The following is a 19017-nucleotide window of genomic DNA, read 5'->3' on the forward strand; positions in this document are numbered from 1 at the left end:
AGCCGCCCCCCCCCCGCAGCCCTGACAGCAGCAGCCCCCCCGCTGCCGCGCATCCCGCCCCGCCCCTCCGCCGCATCTTCAGCCGCGCACCCTGCTCCGCAGCCCCGACAGCAGGTCGCGGACCACGTCCACGCCCTCCAGGCTCAGCACCGACTCCGGGTGGAACTGCACCGAGGCGAACCCCGCCCCCCGCAGCCCGTGCACCTCGCCGGTTCCCGGGTCACGGGCCACCTCGATGCCGTGCGCCGCCAGTTCGGCGGCCTCCGGATCCCCGCACACCGCCGTGAAGCTGTTGTAGAAGCCGACCGTCCGCGGGGCCCCGAACAGCTCGATCCGCTCCTGCGCCCCCTGGTGGGGGACCGCCTTGCGCGCGATGCGCAGCCCCAGCTCCGCCGCGATCAGCTCGTGTCCCAGGCACACCCCGAGCACCCCGTGCCGGTGCCCCCGCAGGTCCCGGGTGAGAGCGCGCAGCGCCCGCATCCTCGGATCGAGGGCGTCCGCCGGGTTCCCCGGGCCGGGCCCCAGCACCACGGGCCCCACGTGCGCGAGCACCGCGTCACGGGTGCCCGGTGCGTCGTACCGCCGTACCGTCACCTCCAGCCCCGACGCCCGCAGCACGTGCGCCAGCATCGCCGTGAAGGTGTCCTCCGCGTCCACCACGAACGCGTGCCCCTCCAGCAGAGCGGTCCGCTCCTGCATCCGCAGCCAGAACGGGGCCAGCCGCGCCCGGCGCCCGTCCAGCGCCGTCCGCACCCGCAGGTCGTCCGTCAGCGGCGGGCGCTCCCGCTCCGGCAGCGGCCGGCCGGGGCGCACGCCCAGCGCGGCGAGCACCCCCGCCGCCTTGGCGTGCGTCTCGGCCACCTCGCCCGCCGGATCGGAGTGCCGCACCAGCGTGGCGCCGACCGGTACCCGCAGCCGCCCGTCGGCGGAGATGTCGGCGGTACGGATCAGGATCGGCGAGTCGAGGGTCTGCCCGCCGGAGGAGTCCCGGCCGAGCAGCGCCAGCGCACCGGCGTAGTAGCCGCGCCCGCCCACCTCGTGGCGCTCGACGACCCGGCAGGCGTTCTGCACGGGGGAGCCGGTGACCGTCGCGGCGAACATCGTCTCGCGCAGCACGTCCCGTACGTCCAGCGAACTGCGCCCGCGCAACTCGTACTCGGTGTGCGCCAGGTGGGCCATCTCCTTGAGCCGGGGCCCGACCACCACCCCGCCCATGTCGCCGACCGTGCACATCATCTTCAGCTCCTCGTCGACGACCATCGAGAGCTCCTCGGTCTCCTTGGGGTCGGCGAGGAAGTCCAGCAGGTCCTCGGAGGTCGGGCCGTCGGCCGGGTAGCGGTAGGTGCCGCTGATCGGGTTCATCACGACGGTCCCGCCGGACATCCGCACGTGCACCTCGGGGCTCGCACCGACCAGCACCCGCCCGCCCGTGTCCCGCCCCTCCGGAGCGGCCCCCGCGTCCCCCCGGCCGCTGCCGGTGTGCACGACGTACGTCCAGTAGGCGCCCCGCTCGCCCTCCAGCAGCCGCCGGAAGAGCGCGAGGGCGTCCGCTCTGCCGAAGCCGGGGACCGTACCCGTGTACGTACGCCGGATCACGAAGTTCGCGCCCTCACCGCGTCCGATCTCGGAATCGATGACTCGTTGAACGATTCCCGCGTACTCCTCGTCGGAGACGTCGAAGCCGCCGTCCGTCACCCGGACCTCGTGCCGGGGCAGCACCGCCCGTACGTCCGCCAGCGGCAGCTCGTACACCTCGTCGGCGACCAGCACGCTCAGCGGCGTACCGTCGTCGCGCACCTCGAAGCCGCGCTCGCGGATCTGCCGGAACGGTACGAGGGCGAGCGCCGGACGGCCGTCCGCGCCGTCGGGCAGGTCCGCCAGCCGCTCCACCTCGCGCACCGCCCCGATCAGCACCTCCACCGTGTCGTGGGCACGGCCGGGGGTGCGGCGGCGCAGCAGCGCGAAGGGCGGGCAGTCGGCGTCGAGCAACCGGTCCAGCAAGGTCGGGGCAAGCATCGGGCGGTTCCTTCCGGGGGATGGGGCGGGATCCCGGAGAGCGGCCCGGACACGAAAAAGGCCGCCCTCCCGGGGCGGCCTCCGCGTCAGTGTGGGTACGCGCGATCAGTGGGCCGCCGGATGAGCGGTCCACCACCAGTTCTGGATCTGGGTCTTCTGCGCGAACATGAGCCGGACCCTACCGCACGGCGCGCCGTGCGGCGGAACGTTTGCGCCACAGATGGTGTCCGGCACGTCTCATGTGGTGAGCACGGCACGTAGCACCCTGTAGCACCCCGTAGGCTGACCGCGTGACCGTGAACGCGAAGACCACCCCTGAGGGTGGCAACACCTGGCGCGACCTTCCTGCGGCGCAGCAGCCCGAGTACCCCGATGCTGAGGCGCTGCGCGATGCTGTCGCGGACCTCGAATCGTATCCGCCGCTCGTCTTCGCGGGCGAGTGCGACCAGCTGCGCGCCCGACTGGGAGCCGTCGCCAAGGGCGAGGCGTTCCTGCTCCAGGGAGGTGACTGCGCCGAGGCCTTCGACGCCGTGTCGGCCGACCACATCCGCAACAAGCTGAAGACCCTCCTGCAGATGGGAGCGGTGCTGACGTACGCGGCATCGGTTCCCGTCGTCAAGGTGGGGCGCATCGCGGGGCAGTACAGCAAGCCGCGCTCCAAGGGCACCGAGACCCGCGACGGCGTGACCCTGCCCACCTACCGGGGCGACTCGGTGAACGGCTTCGCCTTCACCGAAGAGGCCCGGGTGCCCGACCCCGAGCGCCTGAAGCGGATGTACAACGCCTCCGCCTCGACGCTCAACCTCGTGCGCGCCTTCACCACCGGCGGCTACGCGGACCTGCGCCAGGTGCACGCCTGGAACCAGGACTTCGTGAAGTCCTCGCCGTCCGGCCAGCGCTACGAGCAGCTCGCCCGCGAGATCGACAACGCGCTGAACTTCATGAAGGCCGCCGGGACCGACCCGGCGGAGTTCCGCACGGTGGAGTTCTACGCCTCCCACGAGGCGCTGCTGCTGGACTACGAGGCCGCGCTGACCCGCGTGGACTCCCGCACCGGCACGCTGTACGACACCTCCGGCCACATGGTCTGGATCGGTGAGCGCACCCGCCAGATGGACGGCGCGCACATCGAGTTCGCGTCGCGCATCCGCAACCCGATCGGCATCAAGCTCGGCCCGACGACCACGGTCGACGAGGCGCTCGGCTACATCGACAAGCTGGACCCGGACCGCGAGCCCGGCCGGCTGACCTTCATCGTCCGCATGGGCGCCGACAAGGTCCGCGACAAGCTGCCCGAGCTGGTCGAGAAGGTCACCGCCTCCGGCGCCACCGTGGCGTGGGTGACCGACCCGATGCACGGCAACACCTTCGAGGCCGCCTCCGGCCACAAGACGCGCCGCTTCGACGACGTGCTGGACGAGGTCAAGGGCTTCTTCGAGGTGCACAAGGGCCTGGGCACCCACCCGGGCGGCATCCACGTCGAGCTGACCGGTGACGACGTCACCGAGTGCGTGGGCGGCGGCGACGAGATCTTCGTCGACGACCTGCACCAGCGCTACGAGACGGCCTGCGACCCGCGGCTCAACCGCAGCCAGTCGCTCGACCTGGCGTTCCTGGTGGCGGAGATGTACCGCGACCAGTAGCAGGACCGGTACGTCCGGGCGACCGCGCCCGTCCGCACCACCGTCGTGACCGTGGGGCACGGATCCATGTGATCCGTGCCCCACAGGCGTACGGGGGGTTTCCCGCGCACAGTGCCACGGGTAAGGTTAGGTTTACCTGAGCAAGGACCTTCCTGGTCCTGGTGTCCTGGCTGTGGGATCGAGGTGTCCGCGTGTTCGTCTGCTCCTGCTTCGGCGTGACCGACCAGCAGATCAAGGCCCACGCCGCCGACGGAGCCTGCACGCCGCGCCAGATAGCCTCCGTCACCAAGGCCGGCACGGACTGCGGCAACTGCGTCCGTACGATCCAGGGCCTGCTGGGCCGCGGTGCCTGCCCCCGCCGGGAGCTCATCGCCCAGCGCGAGATCGTCGCGGTCCCCGCCGAAGAGGCGCTCGGCGAAGCCGCCTGACATGCCCGTCCGAAGCCCCGTGCGCGTGGGCCCGGCCGGAGGCTACGCCTCGCTCGGCTGCTCGATCAGCTGCGCGATGTAGAGCGGCTCACCGAGCTTCTCCACCAGCTCCAGCTGGGTGTCGAGGTAGTCGATGTGGTGCTCCTCGTCCGCCAGGATGTCCTCGAAGATCTTGGCCGAGGTGATGTCGCCCTTGGCCCGCATGACCTCCGCGCCGCGCTTGAGGCGGTCGATCGCCTCGACCTCGATCTGCCGGTCGGCCTGGAACATCTCGGTGACCGTCTGGCCGATCCGCACGTGGAAGAGCCGCTGGTAATTGGGCAGGCCGTCCAGGAAGAGGATCCGGTCGGTCAGGATCTCCGCGTGCTTCATCTCGTCGAAGGACTCCGCCCGCGTGTACTTGGCGAGCTTGGTCCACCCGAAGTTGTCCTGCATCTTGGCGTGGAGGAAGTACTGGTTGATCGCCGTCAGTTCGGCGGTCAGCTGCTCGTTGAGAAATTCAATGACCTCGGGGTCGCCCTGCATCGCTGGGCTCCTTCCAGGGGTGTGGCGGGCAGATTGCGCGCATCCTTGCATCGCACCTCCGAGGCCGTCCAGTAAGTGCACGCTTAGTAGGAGTTGCCCGAATCGGGCCAGACCCGGTCATGACCACCCCTCGCGGTCTGTCACCATGGGAGGCATGGGTCAGCCGGAAAGCCGGGAATACCGCACAATCGAGCACTCCGAGCTTCCGCCCGGACAACGGCTGCAGCGTGGCTGGCCGGTCACGCACTACGGGCCCGTCCCCAAGTTCAAGCCCGACCGCTGGGAGTTCCGCGTCTTCGGCGCGACCGCGGACGGCGAGAAGCACTGCTGGAACCACGAGGAATTCTCCGCGCTGCCCTTCGACACGGTCGTGGCCGATCTGCACTGCGTGACGAAATTCAGCATGCTGGGGGCCGAATGGGGTGGCGTCGCCGCCCGTACGATCCTGGAACTGGCCCCGCCCGCGCCCGGCGTCTCGCACGTCATGGTGTGGGCCGAGTACGGCTACAGCGCCAACGTCCGTATCGAGGACTTCACTTCCGAGCGCACCATCTTCGCCACGCACAAGGGCGACGAGCTGCTCACCGCCGAGCACGGCTTCCCGCTGCGCCTGGTGGTGCCGCACCTGTACGCCTGGAAGGGCCCCAAGTGGGTCCGCGGCATCGAGTACATGACGGCCGACCGCCGCGGCTTCTGGGAGGAGCGCGGCTACCACAACATCGGCGACCCGTGGCGTGAGCAGCGGTACTCCTACCAGGAGGAGCCGGGCGAGGGCCCCGAGCTGTAGGGCGCGCCCGCCGGGTCTCTCGCGCGTATCGCGCGCGGCCCGCGGTCAGTGGTGGTACTGGTGGACCACCGCGTGCCCCTTGCCGCGGCCGATCATCCACCGGTTGACCGGCGTGGTGACCACGAAGGCCAGCGCGAGGGACGCCGCGAGCGCGCCCCAGAACAGGGCGTCCGACAGTTGGGCGTCCATCGCGCCGGGCCACAGGACGATCACTCCGTTGTCGATCAGCTCCATCACGGCGATCGACAGCGTGTCGGCGGCCAGCGCGACCCCGAAGGCGGTCCTGAGGCCGACGCCGGCCCGCAGGATGCCGCGCAGGGTCAGCGCGTAGCCGAAGAAGAAGGCCAGGACGATCGCGAGGACCATCGTGGGGGCGTTGCCCCAGCCGAACGCGGTGCCGATCACCATCCCGAGCACCTCGCCGACGGCGCACCCGGTGAGGCAGTGCAGGGTGGCCTGCGCGGCCGTGCGCCAGGACGCGCCGCCGCGGGGGCCGGTGCCGGAGCCGTGCGGGGGCTGCTCGTGACCGGCGTGCGGTCCGTGCGTTCCGTGTGACGTGTGCTGTTCGCCGTGCTGCATGGTGTGCCCCCAGCCTCGGGCGGCGGTCCTTGCCGAAACCGGAACCGTATACCCCCTAAGGGTATTCCTCAAGGGCGCTCTCGCGGGGGAACGCGGTCACGGCCCCTCGCGCAGCTCCTTCAGCCGGGCCACGTCCGCCGCGTGCCCCTCCTTGCCGCCCGGCGTCTCGATCACCAGCGGCACCCCCGCGGTCGCCGGGTGCGTGAACAGCTCGCGGAACGGCTCGCTGCCGATGTGCCCGGAGCCGATGTTCTCGTGGCGGTCCTTGTGGGCGCCGGTGACGTCCTTGGAGTCGTTGGCGTGGATCAGCTTCAGCCGGTTCTCGCCGACGGTGTCCACCAGCAGGTCGAGGGTCTGCTTCATGCCGCCGGGGCCCGCCAGGTCGTGCCCGGCGGCGAAGATGTGGCAGGTGTCCAGACAGATGCCAAGCTTGGGGTGCGCGTCCAGTGCCTCGAAGTACGGGCCGAAGTCCCAGGTGCGCGAGCAGAGCGAGAAGCCCTGGCCGGCCGTCGACTCCAGCAGGAGGTACGGGTCGTCGTCGTGGGTCAGCTCGTCGAGCAGCGGCAGCATGTGCTCCCTGACCTGCGCGTACGCCTCCTCGCGAGGCCGTCCGCCGGTCGCCGAGCCGGTGTGCACGACCACCCCGAGCGCACCGATGGCACGGGCCCTGCGCAGCGAGTGCCGCAGGGACTCCACGGACTTCTCGACGGTGGCCTCGGTGTGCGAACCGAAGTTGATCAGGTACGGGGCGTGGACGTAGGCCGGGACGCGCTCGGCGGCGCAGGCGTCCCGGAAGGCCTCGTCCTGCGCCGGATTCCCCGCCGGGGTGGCCCAGCCGCGCGGGTTGGCGACGAAGACCTGGACGGTCTCGGCGCCCATCTCGCGGGCGTACGGCAGCCCGGTGGCGGCGAGCCCGCCGGCCACCGGGACGTGCCCGCCGACGGGGTTGCGGGAGGCCGGGGCGGCGGCGGGGAACCGGTCGGCGAATTCTGCGGAAGTCTCTCGGGTGCTCATCGCCCTCCAGGATGCCGCACGGCCGCCGCCCCGCCCGTACGGCCCTCGCTCCCCGGCGGACCCGGAGCCGCCGGGGAATGGCCCGGGAGCGGCCGGACGAGCTAGAGGATCTTCGTCGTGATGGTGATGGTGCTGCCCTCGGCCGCCTGGCCGCCGCCCTCCACCGACTGCTTGTCGATCACCTTGCTGAAGGACAGCAGCGGCCGGTCCACCTGCACCTCGAAGCCCGCCGCCTTGAGGATGCGGGTCGCCTCGTCGGCGTGCTTGCCGAGGACGTCGGGCACCGGGAGCATCCGGGGGCCCTTGGAGACGGTGAGCGTGACGCGCTCGCCCTCGCCGAGCCGGGTGCCCGCGGGCACCGACTGGCGGCCCACCTTGCCCGCCTCCGCGGGGGAGTTGACCTGGTCGGGGGCGACATCGACCTTGAGGCCGAGGCCTTCGAGGGTGCGGGTGGCGTCGTCGACGCTCTGGCCGGTCACCTCGGGGACGTCCACCGGGGAACCCTTGCTGACCACGATCGCGACCGCGGTGTCGGGGGAGCGGCCGGTGCCTGCCCGCGGGTCCGTGCTGATGACGGTGCCCAGCGGGACGTCCTCGCTGAACGCCCTGGTCACCACGCCGGGCGCCAGCCCCGCGTCCTTCAGCGTGCTCTTCGCCTTCTCCAGCGGCATCCGCTTGAGGTCGGGCACCTTCACGATCTCGGGACCGCGCGAGACGACCAGGGTCACCGAGCCGTTGGTGCGGATGCGGGCGCCCGGGGCGGGCTCGCTGTCCATGACGGAGCCGCGCGTGACGGTGTCGCTGAACTTCCGCTCCACCTTCTTCACGTCCAGCCCCGCCGCGTCCAGCTTCTCGCGGGCACCGCTCTCGGACTGGCTGAGCAGCAGCGGGACCTTGGTGAACTGGCCGGAGTTGATGTACCAGACGCCGGTGCCGATGCCCAGGAGCAGCAGTACGCCGACGACGAGGACGAGCAGCCGGCGCCGGTCGCGCGCCGCGCCGCGCCCGGTGCGTCCGGCGCGCCGCCGGGGCTCCTCCGGCTCCTCGGGCAGCGGCATCCGCAGCCGGCTGGTGTGCTGCTCGGTGGGGAGCGTGCGCGGAATCACGCTGGTCCGCTCCTCCGGATCGGATCCCTCCGGCGGGGCCGCGCCCTTCGCCTGCGGGGGTACGAGGTCCAGCTGGTCCTCGGTCAGCGCGGCCCGCGCCTCCTGGGCCTGCCCGAGCAGCGCGACCGCGTCGAACGGGCGGGCCTCGGGGTTGCGGACGGTCGCACCGGCCACCAGCTCGTCCAGTTCGAGGGCGAGCCCGGGGACGACGGCCGAGGGCGGCGGGACGTCCTCGTTGAGGTGCTTGTAGAGGACCTGGGCGGGGGTGCCGCCGGAGTGCGGTTTGGCGCCGGTCAGCATCTCGTACAGGACCACGCCGCACGCGTACACGTCGGCGCGGGTGTCGGCGGTGCCGTGCTCGATCTGCTCGGGGGCCAGGTAGGAGACGGTGCCGAGGACGGAGCCCGTGGTGCTGGTGACCGTGTCCACGGCCCGTACGAGACCGAAGTCGGCGACCTTCACCCGGCCGTCGTCCCCTATCAGGACGTTCTCCGGCTTCATGTCGCGGTGCACGAAACCGGCCCGGTGGGCGGCGCCGAGCGCGGCGAGCACCGGCTCCAGGATGTCGAGGGCGGCCCGGGGCTGGAGGGCGCCGCGCTCGCGCAGCACGTCCCGCAGGGTGCAGCCGGCGATGTACTCCATCGCCAGGTAGACGTAGGACCCGTCGGTGCCCTGGTCGAACACCCCGACCACATTGGGGTGCGCGAGCCGGGCGACGGACTTCGCCTCGCGGATGAAGCGCTCCACGAAGGTGTCGTCCGCCGCGAGGGAGGGGTGCATCACCTTGAGGGCGAGCACGCGGTCGAGGCGGGTGTCGACGGCCCGGTAGACCGTGGCCATCCCGCCGACGGCGATGCGTGCCTCGACGCGATAGCGGCTGTCGAGCAGATGCCCGACGAGGGGGTCCTGAAGGGTCGTGTCCACGGAGGGAGTCTACGAGCCGCAGGTCGTGGGGCGGACTGGGTGAGGGCCCCGCTCCCGTACTGAAGCCGACCTGTAACAGCCCACCCCCGCCCCCTTGGGCGGCGGGGCCGCCCCCGGGGGCGGAACGGGCGGGCAAGGGGGCGGCCCCCGGCGGAGCCGCACCTCTCCCGCCCCGGACGCCCCGGCGAACCCGCCCCTGCCTCCGAGCCCCCAACCCCCTGCCCCACGCGTCCCCTCAGAACGCCGGCCGCTCCGGGTCGAACACCGCCACGCCCCCCTCCGGCGACGAAGCCAGCGCGAAGCGGCGCCGCGGAATCCGCCCCGCCCGGTACGCCAGCCGCCCCGCCTCCACCCCGTGCCGCATCGCCCCCGCCATCAGCTCCGGCTCCTGCGCCCGCGTCACCGCGGAGGCCAGCATCACCCCGGCGCACCCCAGCTCCATCGCCAGCACCGCGTCCGACGCGGTCCCCGCCCCGGCGTCGAGGATCACCGGCACCCCGGCCCGCTCCACGATCAGCTCGAAGTTGTGCGGGTTGCGGATGCCGAGCCCGGAGCCGATCGGCGACCCCAGCGGCATCACCGCCGCGCACCCCGCGTCCTCCAGCTTGCGCGCCAGCACCGGGTCGTCGTTGGTGTACGGCAGGACCGTGAAGCCGTCGTCGACCAGGGTCTCGGCCGCGTCCAGCAGTTCCACCGGGTCCGGCAGCAGGGTCCGCTCGTCCGCGATGACCTCCAGCTTCACCCAGTCCGTCCCCAGCGCCTCGCGGGCCAGGCGGGCCGTCAGCACCGCCTCGCCGGCCGTGAAGCACCCCGCGGTGTTGGGCAGCACACGGATGCCGAGCCGTTCCAGGACGGAGAGGACGGAGCCCTGCACGGACGGGTCCAGCCGCCGCATCGCCACCGTCGTCAGCTCGGTGCCGGAGGCGATCAGCGACCGCTCCAGCACCTCCAGGCTGGGCGCCCCGCCCGTTCCCATGATCAGCCGGGACGAGAAGGTGACGCCGCCCAGTTCGAAGAGATCGTCGGCCATGCCGGTTCAGCCTCCCTGGACCGCGGTGAGTACTTCGACGCGGTCGCCGTCGGCCAGGGCGGTGTCCGCCCACCGGCCGCGCGGGACCACGGTTTCGTTGAGCGCCGCGGCCACGCCCGCGTGCGCGCGGGTGAGCGAGGCGACGACGGTGTCGAGGGTCGTGCCCGCGGCCAGTTCCCGCCGCTCGCCGTTCACGGACACGGCCAGGGCTGTCGTAGGGCTCATGCGGGCTGCTCCTCGGGTACGGGCGAAGGCGACGGGGCCGGGGCGAACCGGCGGGGGGTGAACGGGCGTACCGCGTCGGGCAGTTCGCCCGAGGTCAGCACGTCCGCCATGGCGTCCCCGGTGACCGGCGTCAGCAGCACCCCGTTGCGGTAGTGCCCGGTGGCCAGCAGCAGACCGGGCAGGGCGGTCGGGCCGAGCAGCGGGGCGTTGTCGGGGGAGCCGGGGCGCAGTCCGGCCAGGGTCTCGGTGAGCGGGAGCTCGGTGATGCCGGGGACCAGCTCGTGCGCGTCGCGCAGCAGCTCGTACACGCCGCCCGCGGTGACGGTGGTGTCCCAGCCGAGTTCCTCGGTGGTGGCGCCGACGACCAGTTCGCCGTTCTCGCGCGGCACCAGGTAGACGTGGCTGCCGCGGACCACGGCCCGTACCGTCCGGCTGAGGAACGGCGCGTACGCGGGCGGCACGGTCAGCCGCAGCACCTGGCCCTTGACCGGGCGCACCGGCGGCAGCGCCTCGGCGGGCACCCCGGCGAGCCGCCCGCTGAGGCTCCCGGCGGCCAGTACCACCTGGTCGGCGACGATCTCGGTGCCGTCGGCCAGGACCGCGCCCGTGGCCCGCTCCCGGGCGACGGACAGCCGCTCGGCCGCCAGCCGGTACAGGGCGACCCCGGCGCGTTCGCAGGCCGTCACGAGGGCGTCGGCCAGCCGCCGCGGGTCGATCTGGTGGTCGCCGTCCACCCGCAGCCCGCCGCGCACCCCGGGGGCGAGCATCGGCTCCAGGCGGCGGCACTCGCGCCCGCTCAGCCACTCCGACTCCAGCCCGCACCGCCGTTGCAGCGCGTGCAGTTCGCGCAGGTGGGACCGGTCGTCCGCGTCCAGGGCGACGGCCAGCGTGCCGCAGGTGCGGTAGCCGGTGTCCCGGCCGCTCGCCTCCTCCAGTTCGGCGACGAAGGCCGGATAGCGGCGCGCGGAGGCGAGGTTGAGGCCGAGCAGGGTCTGCTCGCCGTAGTGGAGTTCGGTGACGGCGGCGAGCATTCCGGCCGCCACCCGGGCGGCCCCGCCGCCCGGTTCGGGGTCGGCGAGCGCGGTGCGCAGCCCGCGCTGTGCGGCCCGCCAGGCGGTGACCAGGCCGATGATGCCGCCGCCGACGACCAGGACGTCGTACGGCTGCCTTCCGACAGAGGTGTGCATGGGCGTCCAGCCCCTCCCTTCGCCGGCATGACCCGGATCAGGTTCGTACGGTCGGAGGCGGTGGCAGCCTCCCTCTCAGCCCGGTCCGCCGGGCTCCCGTGAGTGCGGTCTTCTGTTCTGCCGGGGCTACCGCGAAGGGTCCCCCGGGGGTGGTTTACGGTGGCCAGCCTAATCCTTGGCTTCAACAAGCTGTAAGGGAGCGTCCCCCGTGCCCCGTTCGCTCGACGGTCTCCTCCTCGCCCCGGTCGCCGACCAGGCCCCCGGGCAGGTCGGCACCCGTACCCGGTTCACGTACCACGAGCGGGACGGCCTGATCTGGGCCGACTACGCGGGCGGCGACGTCGTGCGGGGACATCTGGTGGGCACGCGCGCGGGGGACCGCCTGGACTTCCGGTACGTACAGCTGAAGACGGACGGCACCACCTCGTCCGGCCACTGCCTTTCCACGGTCGTACTCACGGCCGACGGCAGAGTTCGGCTGGAGGAGAGCTGGGCATGGGAGTCACAGGAGGGCAGTGGGACGAGCACGGTCGAGGAACTCCTGGTCGGGGACGCCCCGGCCGGAGGGGACCCGGCCGGGGGCCCACTGTCCTGACGGAGCGTCAGATAACTAAGGTGGTCGGGTGAGCGAGCAGAAGCGAATCGTCGTCGTCGGCGCGGGCATGGCCGGGGTGCAGACCGCGGTGGCCCTGCGCGAGCAGGGTTTCGACGGAGCCCTCGTGCTGATCGGCGCCGAACGGCACCGGCCCTACGACCGGCCGCCGCTGTCCAAGGCCGTCCTGCTCGGCAAGGCCGACGGCTCGGCCTTCGAGGTCGACTTCGAGGCGCTCGGCGTCGAACTGCGGCTGGGCTGCGAGGTGACCGGCGTGCGCCCGGCGGACCACGAGATCGACACCCTCACCGGCCCCCTCGCGTACGACAGCCTGGTCCTGGCCACCGGCGCCGACCCCATCACCCTGCCGGGCACCGTCGGCGTCCCCGGCGTGCACCTGCTGCGCACCCTGGACGACGCCCAGCGGCTGCGGCCGGTGCTGGACGCGCAGAGCGACGTGGTGGTGGTCGGCGCGGGCTGGATCGGCGCCGAGTTCACCACGGCCGCCCGCGAGGCCGGCTGCCGGGTGACCGTCGTGGAGGCCGCCGACCGGCCGCTCGCCGGGACCATGCCCGCCCGGATCGCCGCCCCGATGGCCGACTGGTACGCCGAGGGCGGGGCCGAGCTGCGCACCCACGCCCGGGTGGCCGCGGTGGAGGACGGCGCCGTGCTGCTCGCCGACGGCAGCCGCCTGCCGGCCGCCGCCGTCGTCGTCGGCATCGGGGCGAGACCCGCCACCGCCTGGCTGGAGGGCTCCGGCGTCGAACTGGGCCCGGACGGCTCCGTCACCGCCGACGCGCACCTGCGCACGAGCGCCCCCGACGTGTACGCGGTCGGCGACTGCGCCTCCTTCCCCTCCCGCCGCTACGGCAGGCGCCTGCTCGTCCACCACTGGGACAACGCCCTCCAGGGGCCCCGCACGGTCGCCGCGAACATCCTCGGCGCAGCCCCCCTGGCCTACGACCCGGTGCCCTACTTCTGGTCCGAGCAGTTCGGCCGCTTCGTGCAGTACGCGGGCCACCACGCGGACGCCGACGACATGGTGTGGCGCGGCGACCCCGCCAGCCCCTCCTGGTCGGTGTGCTGGCTGCGCGAGGGGGCGCTGGTGGCGCTGCTCGCGGTGGGCCGCCCGCGCGACCTCGCACAGGGGCGCAAGCTGATCGAGGCGGGCGCCGCCCTCGACCCGGCGCTGGCCGCCGACCCCTCCGTACCGCTGAAATCGGCCGTCAGGAAGGCGTAGGCGCGGTGGCGGGAAACTGCCGGAACGGACCATTTCGGGCAGACCCGGTTACCGGCTGTCAGTCCTGGATGGCACGCTTGTCCTGTGACCGAGATTGACGCAAAGATCGATGCCCTCGTCCCCGCCTGGCTCCACCTCCCCGACATCGCGGAGATGCTCGACGTGGAGGTGACGAAGGTGCGCCAGCTGGTGAAGGAAGGACAGCTCATCGCCGTCCGGCGCGGAGAGAACCGCGCGCTCCAGGTGCCCGCCGCCTTCATCGACGGCACCAAGATCGTCAAGGGTCTGCCCGGCCTGCTGACGGTCCTGAAGGACGACGGCTTCTCCGACACGGAGATGCTGGAGTGGCTCTTCACCGCCGACCCGACCCTGCCCGGCACCCCCGCGCAGGCCCTGAGCGAGAATCGCGGCACGGAGGTGAAGCGCCGCGCCCAGGCGCTCGCCCTCTGACGCGACCGCACCGCGCCACGGCGGAGCGGCGCACCACGACACCGCTCCGCAGTACGGCGGGGCACGGACCCGGGCCGCCCCGGGCCCGTGCCCCCGCCGCTCACGACGTACGGGGAACACCCGTGCACACACCACGGGGGGACACCGCACCATGCCCACGCCTCGCGAGCAGCTCGCCGACGCCCGGCTCTACCTCTGCACGGACGCCCGCAAGGAGCAGGGGGACCTGCCCGCCTTCCTGGACGCCGTGCTCTCCTCCGGCGTCGACGTCGTCCAGCTCCGTGACAAGGGCATGGAGGCGGGCGAGGAGCTGGAGCACCTCGCGGTGTTCGCCGACGCCTGCCGCCGGCACGGCAAGCTGCTCGCCGTCAACGACCGCGCCGACGTGGCCCACGCCATCGGCAGCGACGTCCTCCACCTCGGCCAGGGCGACCTGCCGGTGCCCGCCGCCCGCGCCATCCTCGGGGCCACCCCCGACCACGTCCTGATCGGCCGCTCCACGCACGCCGAGTCCGAGGTGGACGCCGCCGTCGCCGAGGAGGGCGTCGACTACTTCTGCACCGGACCCTGCTGGCCCACCCCCACCAAGCCCGGCCGGTACGCCCCGGGCCTGGACCTCGTGCGCTACGCCGCCTCCCTCGACCAGCCCCGCCCCTGGTTCGCCATCGGCGGCATCGACGCGGGCAACCTCGACGAGGTGCTCGCGGCGGGCGCGCGCCGGATCGTGGTGGTCAGGGCCCTCACCGAGGCCGCCGACCCGGCCGCGGCCGCGGCCGAACTCGCCCGGCGGATCAGGTCGTAACCCGCCCGGCGGATCAGGGCCACCGTCGACAACCAGCCGCACGTGGCTGAATAACTGTCCGAAGGGTGGACAAGAACCCGGCATAACGGACCTTTGTCGGCCACTTGGTTGGGGGTCCGCCGTGCCGCTGGCTAACCTCTCCGCATGGCCCTTGGCACAGCTTCCACCAGATCAGACCGCGCCCTTACGGTGCGTGAGCTGCTGGAGACCGGAAAGACGTCGATTTCCTTCGAATTCTCGGCCCGCAGGACCGAGAAGGGTGAGCAGAACCTCTGGAACGCCCTGCGCCGGGTCGAGGCGGTGGCCCCCAGTTTCGTCTCCGTGACCTACGGAGCGGGCGGCTCCACCCGCGAGGGAACCGTCAAGGCCACCCAGAAGATCGCCTCCGACTCCACTCTCACGCCGGTCGCGCACCTCACCGCCGTCGACCACTCGGTGGCCGAGCTGCGCAACATGGTCGGGCAGTACGCGGACGCCGGGATCAGGAACATCCTCGCGGTGCGCGGCGACCCGCCCGGCGACCCGATGGGCGAGTGGGTCCGGCACCCCGAAGGGGTGACGTACGCCGCCGAACTCGTCGAACTCATCAAGGAGTCCGGCGACTTCTGCGTCGGCGTCGCCGCATTCCCCGAGATGCACCCGCGCTCGGAGAACTGGGAGTCCGACATCCGCCACTTCGTGGACAAGTGCCGGGCCGGTGCCGATTACGCCATCACCCAGATGTTCTTCGAGCCGGAGAGCTATCTGCGGATGCGCGACCGCGTCCAGGCGGCCGGCTGCGAGACGCCCATCATCCCCGAGGTGATGCCCGTCACGCTGGTCAAACAGCTCGACCGGCTGCCGCAGCTCAGCAACGCGCATTTCCCGGACGCCGTGAAAGAACGGATCCTCGCGGTCAAGGACGATCCGGCCGCTGTACGCTCCATTGGCATCGAGTTCGCCACCGAGTTCTGCGCGACGCTGCTTGCCGAAGGTGTACCGGGAATGCACTTCATCACGCTGAACAACTCGACGGCGACGCTCGAAATCCACGAGAATCTCGGACTGCACGAGCAGGCGTCATCTCCGGCGCAGGCGTAGCAGTCATCACAGCTGTACTCGCGCCGTCGTGTTCCAGCAGGGGAACAGCGGCCGCAGGAGAGGGGCGTACATGGGCTGGACGGTCCTCTACATCGCATTCGGCGTGGTCGCGCTGTGGCTGCTCGGCGAAGTGCTGTTGCAGTACAAGGCGCGGCTGCGCTGGCGGGTGCTCGCCTTCGCGGGCTTCGCCGTCGTCGTGATCGGGGTGCTGCTGCCGTCCGTCCTGGTCATCGGGGCGGGCGCGGTCGCCTTCGCGGTCGGCCAGACGTACGTCACGCTGTCCTTCCGCCGCGGCTTCTCCACGGGCTGGGCGATCGGCGGCAACCCGGGCGCCAGCAAGCGCCGCAAGGGCCGCGGCGAGGCCGCCGAGCAGCAGCCGACGCTCCAGGTCTCCGACCTGGAGTACGGCGCGCAGAGCGAGCCGGCCGGTACCGGGTTCGACGGGACGCACGGCTTCGACACGACCGGACAGGGCCAGCCGCCGGCCTACGCGCCGCAGCAGCAACTGCCGGACGAATCGGGCCAGTACGGCGGCTACGACACCGCGGCGTCCTACGCCCCGGCGCAGTCCGCCGACCACCAGGCACAGGGATACGACGACTTCGCCACCGGCACCTTCCCCGGCTACGGGCCGGGCGGCGGCCAGGGCCAGGACACCGGGTCCTACAGCACGTACGACACCGGGCAGCAGAGCTACGCGGCGTACTCCGACCCGTACATCGGCACCCAGGCGTACGGCGGGGGAGGCGAGTACGACTCGTACGGCGGGCAGCAGCAGATGTACCCGGGCCCGTACGCGGAGAACTACCCGGGCGAGACGCCGCCCGGCGGGGTGTGGGTCCCGCACCAGCGCGACGGCGAACAGCCGCTCGCCCCGGAACCCCCCCAACAACCCGCCGCCCACCCCCACCCCACCTACGACCCCAACACCCAATACCGCTACTGACCCACCCCGGCCCGAGCCCCCTTGGGCGGCGGAGCCGCATGTTTTCCCACCCCGCCCCCGCCCCCGGGGGCGGCGGGGCCGCCCCCGGGGGCGGAACGGGCGGGCAAGGGGGCGGCCCCCGGCGGAGCCGCACACCGGGCCCCGCCCGGCCCCGCCCCCCCGCCGCACACCCTCACCGCCGCGACGCCCCCCCGCACCACCCCTCACCACCGCCCCGCCGCCCGCCCAAGGGCCCCTCACTGCGACCCCCGAAACCCCTCCCCCTCCACGATCAACCCCGCCACCAGCGCCCCCGACATCCCCGCGTGGGCCGCCCCGCCCCCCGGATGCGCCCACCCGCCGGCCACGTACAGCCCGTCCAGCGGCGTCGTGTTGCCCGGGGCGAGGAACCGTCCCTCCCGCCCGGCCAGCGCCGGCGCCGGCACCGCGCCCCCGGCCGCACCGGTCACCTCCGCCGTGTCGGCCGGCGTCCGCACCTCCCGCCACCGGATCCGCTCGCCGAGCCCCGGCACCGCGCGCCCCGCCGCGGCCACCATCCGGTCCGCCCACGCCTCCGCGAGCCCCGGCGCCGCCCAGTCGTACTCCCTGCCGGCCACCGGTGCGGCCGCGGTGAGCACCACCGCCTCGTGACCGTCGTCCGGCCGCAGCGCCGGGTCGTCGGGGCGGTCGACCCACACGGTCGGCGCGAGCCCCTCACCGGAGGACCCGGGCGGCGGGCCGGACCGGCCGAAGACCTCCTGGAGTTCGCCCTCGCGACGCGCCGAGTGCACCACGCTGCGGTGCACGGCCCCGGCCTCCCGCGCCCCGTCGAGCGCCAGGAACACCCGCACCCGGCCCGCCACCACCGGCGCGGGGCCGCCAACGGCCCCACGCGCCGGCTCCTGCCCCGGCCCGGCCCGCCCGCCGAGCAGCGCGGAAAGCCGCTCCGGTGGCACGGCGGCCACCACCGAGTCCGCCTCGGTGACCGTCCCGTCGGCCAGCTCCACACCCGCCGCCCGGCCGTCCTTCTCCACGACCGACACCGCCTCGGCGCCGAACACGAACTCCACCCGCCGCGCCAGGCACCGCTCGTACAGCGCACGGGCCAGCTCCCGGGTGCCCCCGGCCACGTACCAGCTGCCGAAGGTCTGCTCCAGGTAGGGCAGCACGGCGGCCGATGCGGGGGCGTCGCGCGGGTCCAGCCCGTAGGACAGGGCGTAACTCTCCAGCAGGGCCGCCAGCCGCGGATCGGCCAGCTCCCAGGCGGCCACCTCGGCGAGCGTGCCGGCCTGCCGGTCGCGGCGCAGCAGCCGCTTGACGCGCACCGCGGGGTAGGGGTCGCGGCCGAGGACCCGCGGGTCGGCGCGCAGGGGTTCTTCGAGCAGCGGGCGCCGGGTGCGGTCCCAGGCGTCCCGGGCCCGGTTCATGAACTCGCCCCAGCGCTCGCCGAGGCCCGCGCCGAGCGCCTCCTCCAGCGCGGCGACGACGCCGCCGCGCGAGGCGTTGGGCAGCGACACCGCGGTGCCGTCGGGGAAGAAGTGCCGCACGGCCGGGTCCACCTGGGCCATGTCGACGAGGGCTTCGAGGGGTTCCTTGCCGGTCTTCACGAACACGTCGCGATAGACGGCGGGCAGATGCACCAGGCCGGGGCCCGTGTCGAAGCCGAACCCGTCCCGCTCCAGCCGGCCCGTCGCACCGCCGTACGTCCGTCCGCGCTCGTACACCGTCACCCGGTGGCCGGCCACGGCCAGCCGGGCGGCGGTCGCCATCGCGCCGAGCCCGGCGCCGATCACCACAATCCGTGCCATGCAGGTGACCCTATCGGCCCCCGCGGGCCGCCCCGGCAGCTCAGCCCGGAGGGCGCACACCCGCCTCCGCCAGGCGTTTCTCCGCCCGGCGCTCTGCCCGCCGGCGCCAGAACCGGCGGATCCGGCCGGCCAGGAAGAGCAGTATCGCCAGACCCGCCACCAGCAGCACCGCCACGACGACGGCCGCCGCGACCGGATGGAATATGGCGAAGGTGATGACCGCCGCGACGCCCAGGTCCTCCAGGACGCTCACCGCGATGTTGCTGAAGGGTTCGGGCGAGGTGTTCACCGCCATCCGCGTACCGGCCTTGATCAGATGGCTGACCAGCGCGGTCGAGCCGCCCACCGCGCCCGCCGTGATCTCCGGCAGCGACCCGTTCTGCCCCGCCAGCAGCGCGCCGACCACCGCGCCCGCGACCGGCCGGACGACGGTGTGCACGGCGTCCCACACCGAATCCAGGTACGGGATCTTGTCGCTCACCGCCTCGATCAGGAAGAGGACGCCCGCGACGACCATGACGTCGGTGCGCTGCATCGCGGCAGGCACCTCGTCCGAAAGGCCGGTCGCGCCGAATATGCCGAGGAGGAGGACCACCGCGTAGGCGTTGATCCCGCTGGCCCAGCCGCTGGTGAAGACAAGGGGGAGTACGGACACG

At 73.0% G+C, this 19017-nt stretch carries 20 protein-coding genes and 1 riboswitch; of the genes, 9 read left to right on the top strand and 11 right to left on the bottom strand.

The features are described 5' to 3' along the window. Positions 1-78: 78 nt before the first annotated feature. Both ACFYVL_RS23495 and ACFYVL_RS23500 read right to left on the bottom strand, forming a co-directional pair. A complete protein-coding gene (locus ACFYVL_RS23495) occupies positions 79-2016 on the bottom strand; it encodes an anthranilate synthase family protein (RefSeq protein ID WP_389247849.1) in 1938 nt (645 codons plus the stop codon). A 105-nt stretch (positions 2017-2121) separates the two neighbouring features. Further along, positions 2122-2184 carry a trp operon leader peptide gene (locus tag ACFYVL_RS23500; protein WP_368861143.1) on the bottom strand — a complete coding sequence of 21 codons (63 nt, stop codon included), beginning with the start codon at positions 2182-2184 and terminating at the stop codon, positions 2122-2124. Between the two features lie 122 nt (positions 2185-2306). Here ACFYVL_RS23500 and ACFYVL_RS23505 point away from each other — a divergent pair, with 122 nt between their 5' ends. Then, positions 2307-3659 (top strand): class II 3-deoxy-7-phosphoheptulonate synthase, encoded by a 1353-nt coding sequence (locus ACFYVL_RS23505; RefSeq protein ID WP_389247851.1) that lies wholly within the window; start codon positions 2307-2309, stop codon positions 3657-3659. Positions 3660-3850: 191 nt separating this feature from the next. Continuing rightward, complete coding sequence (locus ACFYVL_RS23510; protein WP_389247853.1) at positions 3851-4087, top strand: bacterioferritin-associated ferredoxin; 237 nt, start codon at positions 3851-3853, stop codon at positions 4085-4087. A gap of 42 nt (positions 4088-4129) precedes the next feature. Here the strand turns inward: ACFYVL_RS23510 and bfr are convergent, their stop codons facing one another. After that, positions 4130-4612 carry a bacterioferritin gene (bfr, locus tag ACFYVL_RS23515; protein ID WP_389247855.1) on the bottom strand — a complete coding sequence of 161 codons (483 nt, stop codon included), beginning with the start codon at positions 4610-4612 and terminating at the stop codon, positions 4130-4132. Between the two features lie 154 nt (positions 4613-4766). On the opposite strand from bfr, the gene ACFYVL_RS23520 reads away from it, so the two are divergent. Continuing rightward, entirely contained in the window at positions 4767-5399 is a 633-nt protein-coding gene (locus tag ACFYVL_RS23520) for a sulfite oxidase-like oxidoreductase (protein WP_389247857.1), read from the top strand. Positions 5400-5444: 45 nt separating this feature from the next. Here the strand turns inward: ACFYVL_RS23520 and ACFYVL_RS23525 are convergent, their stop codons facing one another. The 6 genes from ACFYVL_RS23525 to thiO all read right to left on the bottom strand — a co-directional run bounded on the left by ACFYVL_RS23525 (position 5445) and on the right by thiO (position 11464). After that, positions 5445-5978, bottom strand: a complete 534-nt coding sequence (locus ACFYVL_RS23525) for a DUF4396 domain-containing protein (RefSeq protein WP_389247859.1) — start codon at positions 5976-5978, stop codon at positions 5445-5447. Between the two features lie 96 nt (positions 5979-6074). Then, positions 6075-6992, bottom strand: coding sequence for a deoxyribonuclease IV (locus ACFYVL_RS23530; protein ID WP_389247861.1), 918 nt, complete (start codon positions 6990-6992; stop codon positions 6075-6077). A 101-nt stretch (positions 6993-7093) separates the two neighbouring features. After that, positions 7094-9022, bottom strand: coding sequence for a Stk1 family PASTA domain-containing Ser/Thr kinase (gene pknB, locus ACFYVL_RS23535; protein WP_389247863.1), 1929 nt, complete (start codon positions 9020-9022; stop codon positions 7094-7096). 235 nt (positions 9023-9257) lie between these two features. Continuing rightward, the gene (locus ACFYVL_RS23540) at positions 9258-10052 is read right to left on the bottom strand and encodes a thiazole synthase (protein WP_389247865.1); all 795 of its coding nucleotides are present in this window, start codon (positions 10050-10052) and stop codon (positions 9258-9260) included. 6 nt (positions 10053-10058) lie between these two features. Beyond that, on the bottom strand, positions 10059-10277 hold the full coding sequence (thiS, locus tag ACFYVL_RS23545; RefSeq protein ID WP_389247867.1) for a sulfur carrier protein ThiS: 219 nt from the start codon (positions 10275-10277) through the stop codon (positions 10059-10061). Then, complete coding sequence (gene thiO, locus ACFYVL_RS23550) at positions 10274-11464, bottom strand: glycine oxidase ThiO (protein ID WP_389247869.1); 1191 nt, start codon at positions 11462-11464, stop codon at positions 10274-10276. The genes thiS and thiO overlap by 4 nt, the downstream gene beginning before the upstream one ends. Next, positions 11462-11574, bottom strand: a riboswitch (TPP riboswitch). It overlaps the preceding gene by 3 nt. 98 nt (positions 11575-11672) lie before the next feature. Between thiO and ACFYVL_RS23555 the strand changes: the two genes are divergently transcribed. The 6 genes from ACFYVL_RS23555 to ACFYVL_RS23580 all read left to right on the top strand — a co-directional run bounded on the left by ACFYVL_RS23555 (position 11673) and on the right by ACFYVL_RS23580 (position 16574). Next, complete coding sequence (locus tag ACFYVL_RS23555; RefSeq protein WP_389247871.1) at positions 11673-12059, top strand: hypothetical protein; 387 nt, start codon at positions 11673-11675, stop codon at positions 12057-12059. A 67-nt stretch (positions 12060-12126) separates the two neighbouring features. After that, entirely contained in the window at positions 12127-13296 is a 1170-nt protein-coding gene (locus ACFYVL_RS23560; RefSeq protein ID WP_389248228.1) for an NAD(P)/FAD-dependent oxidoreductase, read from the top strand. 84 nt (positions 13297-13380) lie between these two features. Further along, positions 13381-13746, top strand: a complete 366-nt coding sequence (locus tag ACFYVL_RS23565; protein ID WP_389247873.1) for an Rv2175c family DNA-binding protein — start codon at positions 13381-13383, stop codon at positions 13744-13746. Between the two features lie 151 nt (positions 13747-13897). Beyond that, positions 13898-14548: a thiamine phosphate synthase gene (thiE, locus tag ACFYVL_RS23570; RefSeq protein ID WP_389247875.1), complete on the top strand. Its 651-nt coding sequence runs from the start codon at positions 13898-13900 to the stop codon at positions 14546-14548. 144 nt (positions 14549-14692) lie between these two features. Next, positions 14693-15628 carry a methylenetetrahydrofolate reductase [NAD(P)H] gene (gene metF, locus ACFYVL_RS23575; protein ID WP_389247877.1) on the top strand — a complete coding sequence of 312 codons (936 nt, stop codon included), beginning with the start codon at positions 14693-14695 and terminating at the stop codon, positions 15626-15628. Positions 15629-15698: 70 nt separating this feature from the next. After that, positions 15699-16574 carry a hypothetical protein gene (locus ACFYVL_RS23580; RefSeq protein ID WP_389247879.1) on the top strand — a complete coding sequence of 292 codons (876 nt, stop codon included), beginning with the start codon at positions 15699-15701 and terminating at the stop codon, positions 16572-16574. 236 nt (positions 16575-16810) lie between these two features. Here the strand turns inward: ACFYVL_RS23580 and ACFYVL_RS23585 are convergent, their stop codons facing one another. Beyond that, entirely contained in the window at positions 16811-18361 is a 1551-nt protein-coding gene (locus tag ACFYVL_RS23585) for a phytoene desaturase family protein (protein ID WP_389247881.1), read from the bottom strand. A gap of 40 nt (positions 18362-18401) precedes the next feature. Continuing rightward, entirely contained in the window at positions 18402-19016 is a 615-nt protein-coding gene (locus tag ACFYVL_RS23590) for a DUF4126 domain-containing protein (RefSeq protein ID WP_389247883.1), read from the bottom strand. Position 19017: the final 1 nt, after the last annotated feature.

Source organism: Streptomyces sp. NPDC004111, from assembly GCF_042874215.1.
GTDB lineage: Bacteria > Actinomycetota > Actinomycetes > Streptomycetales > Streptomycetaceae > Streptomyces.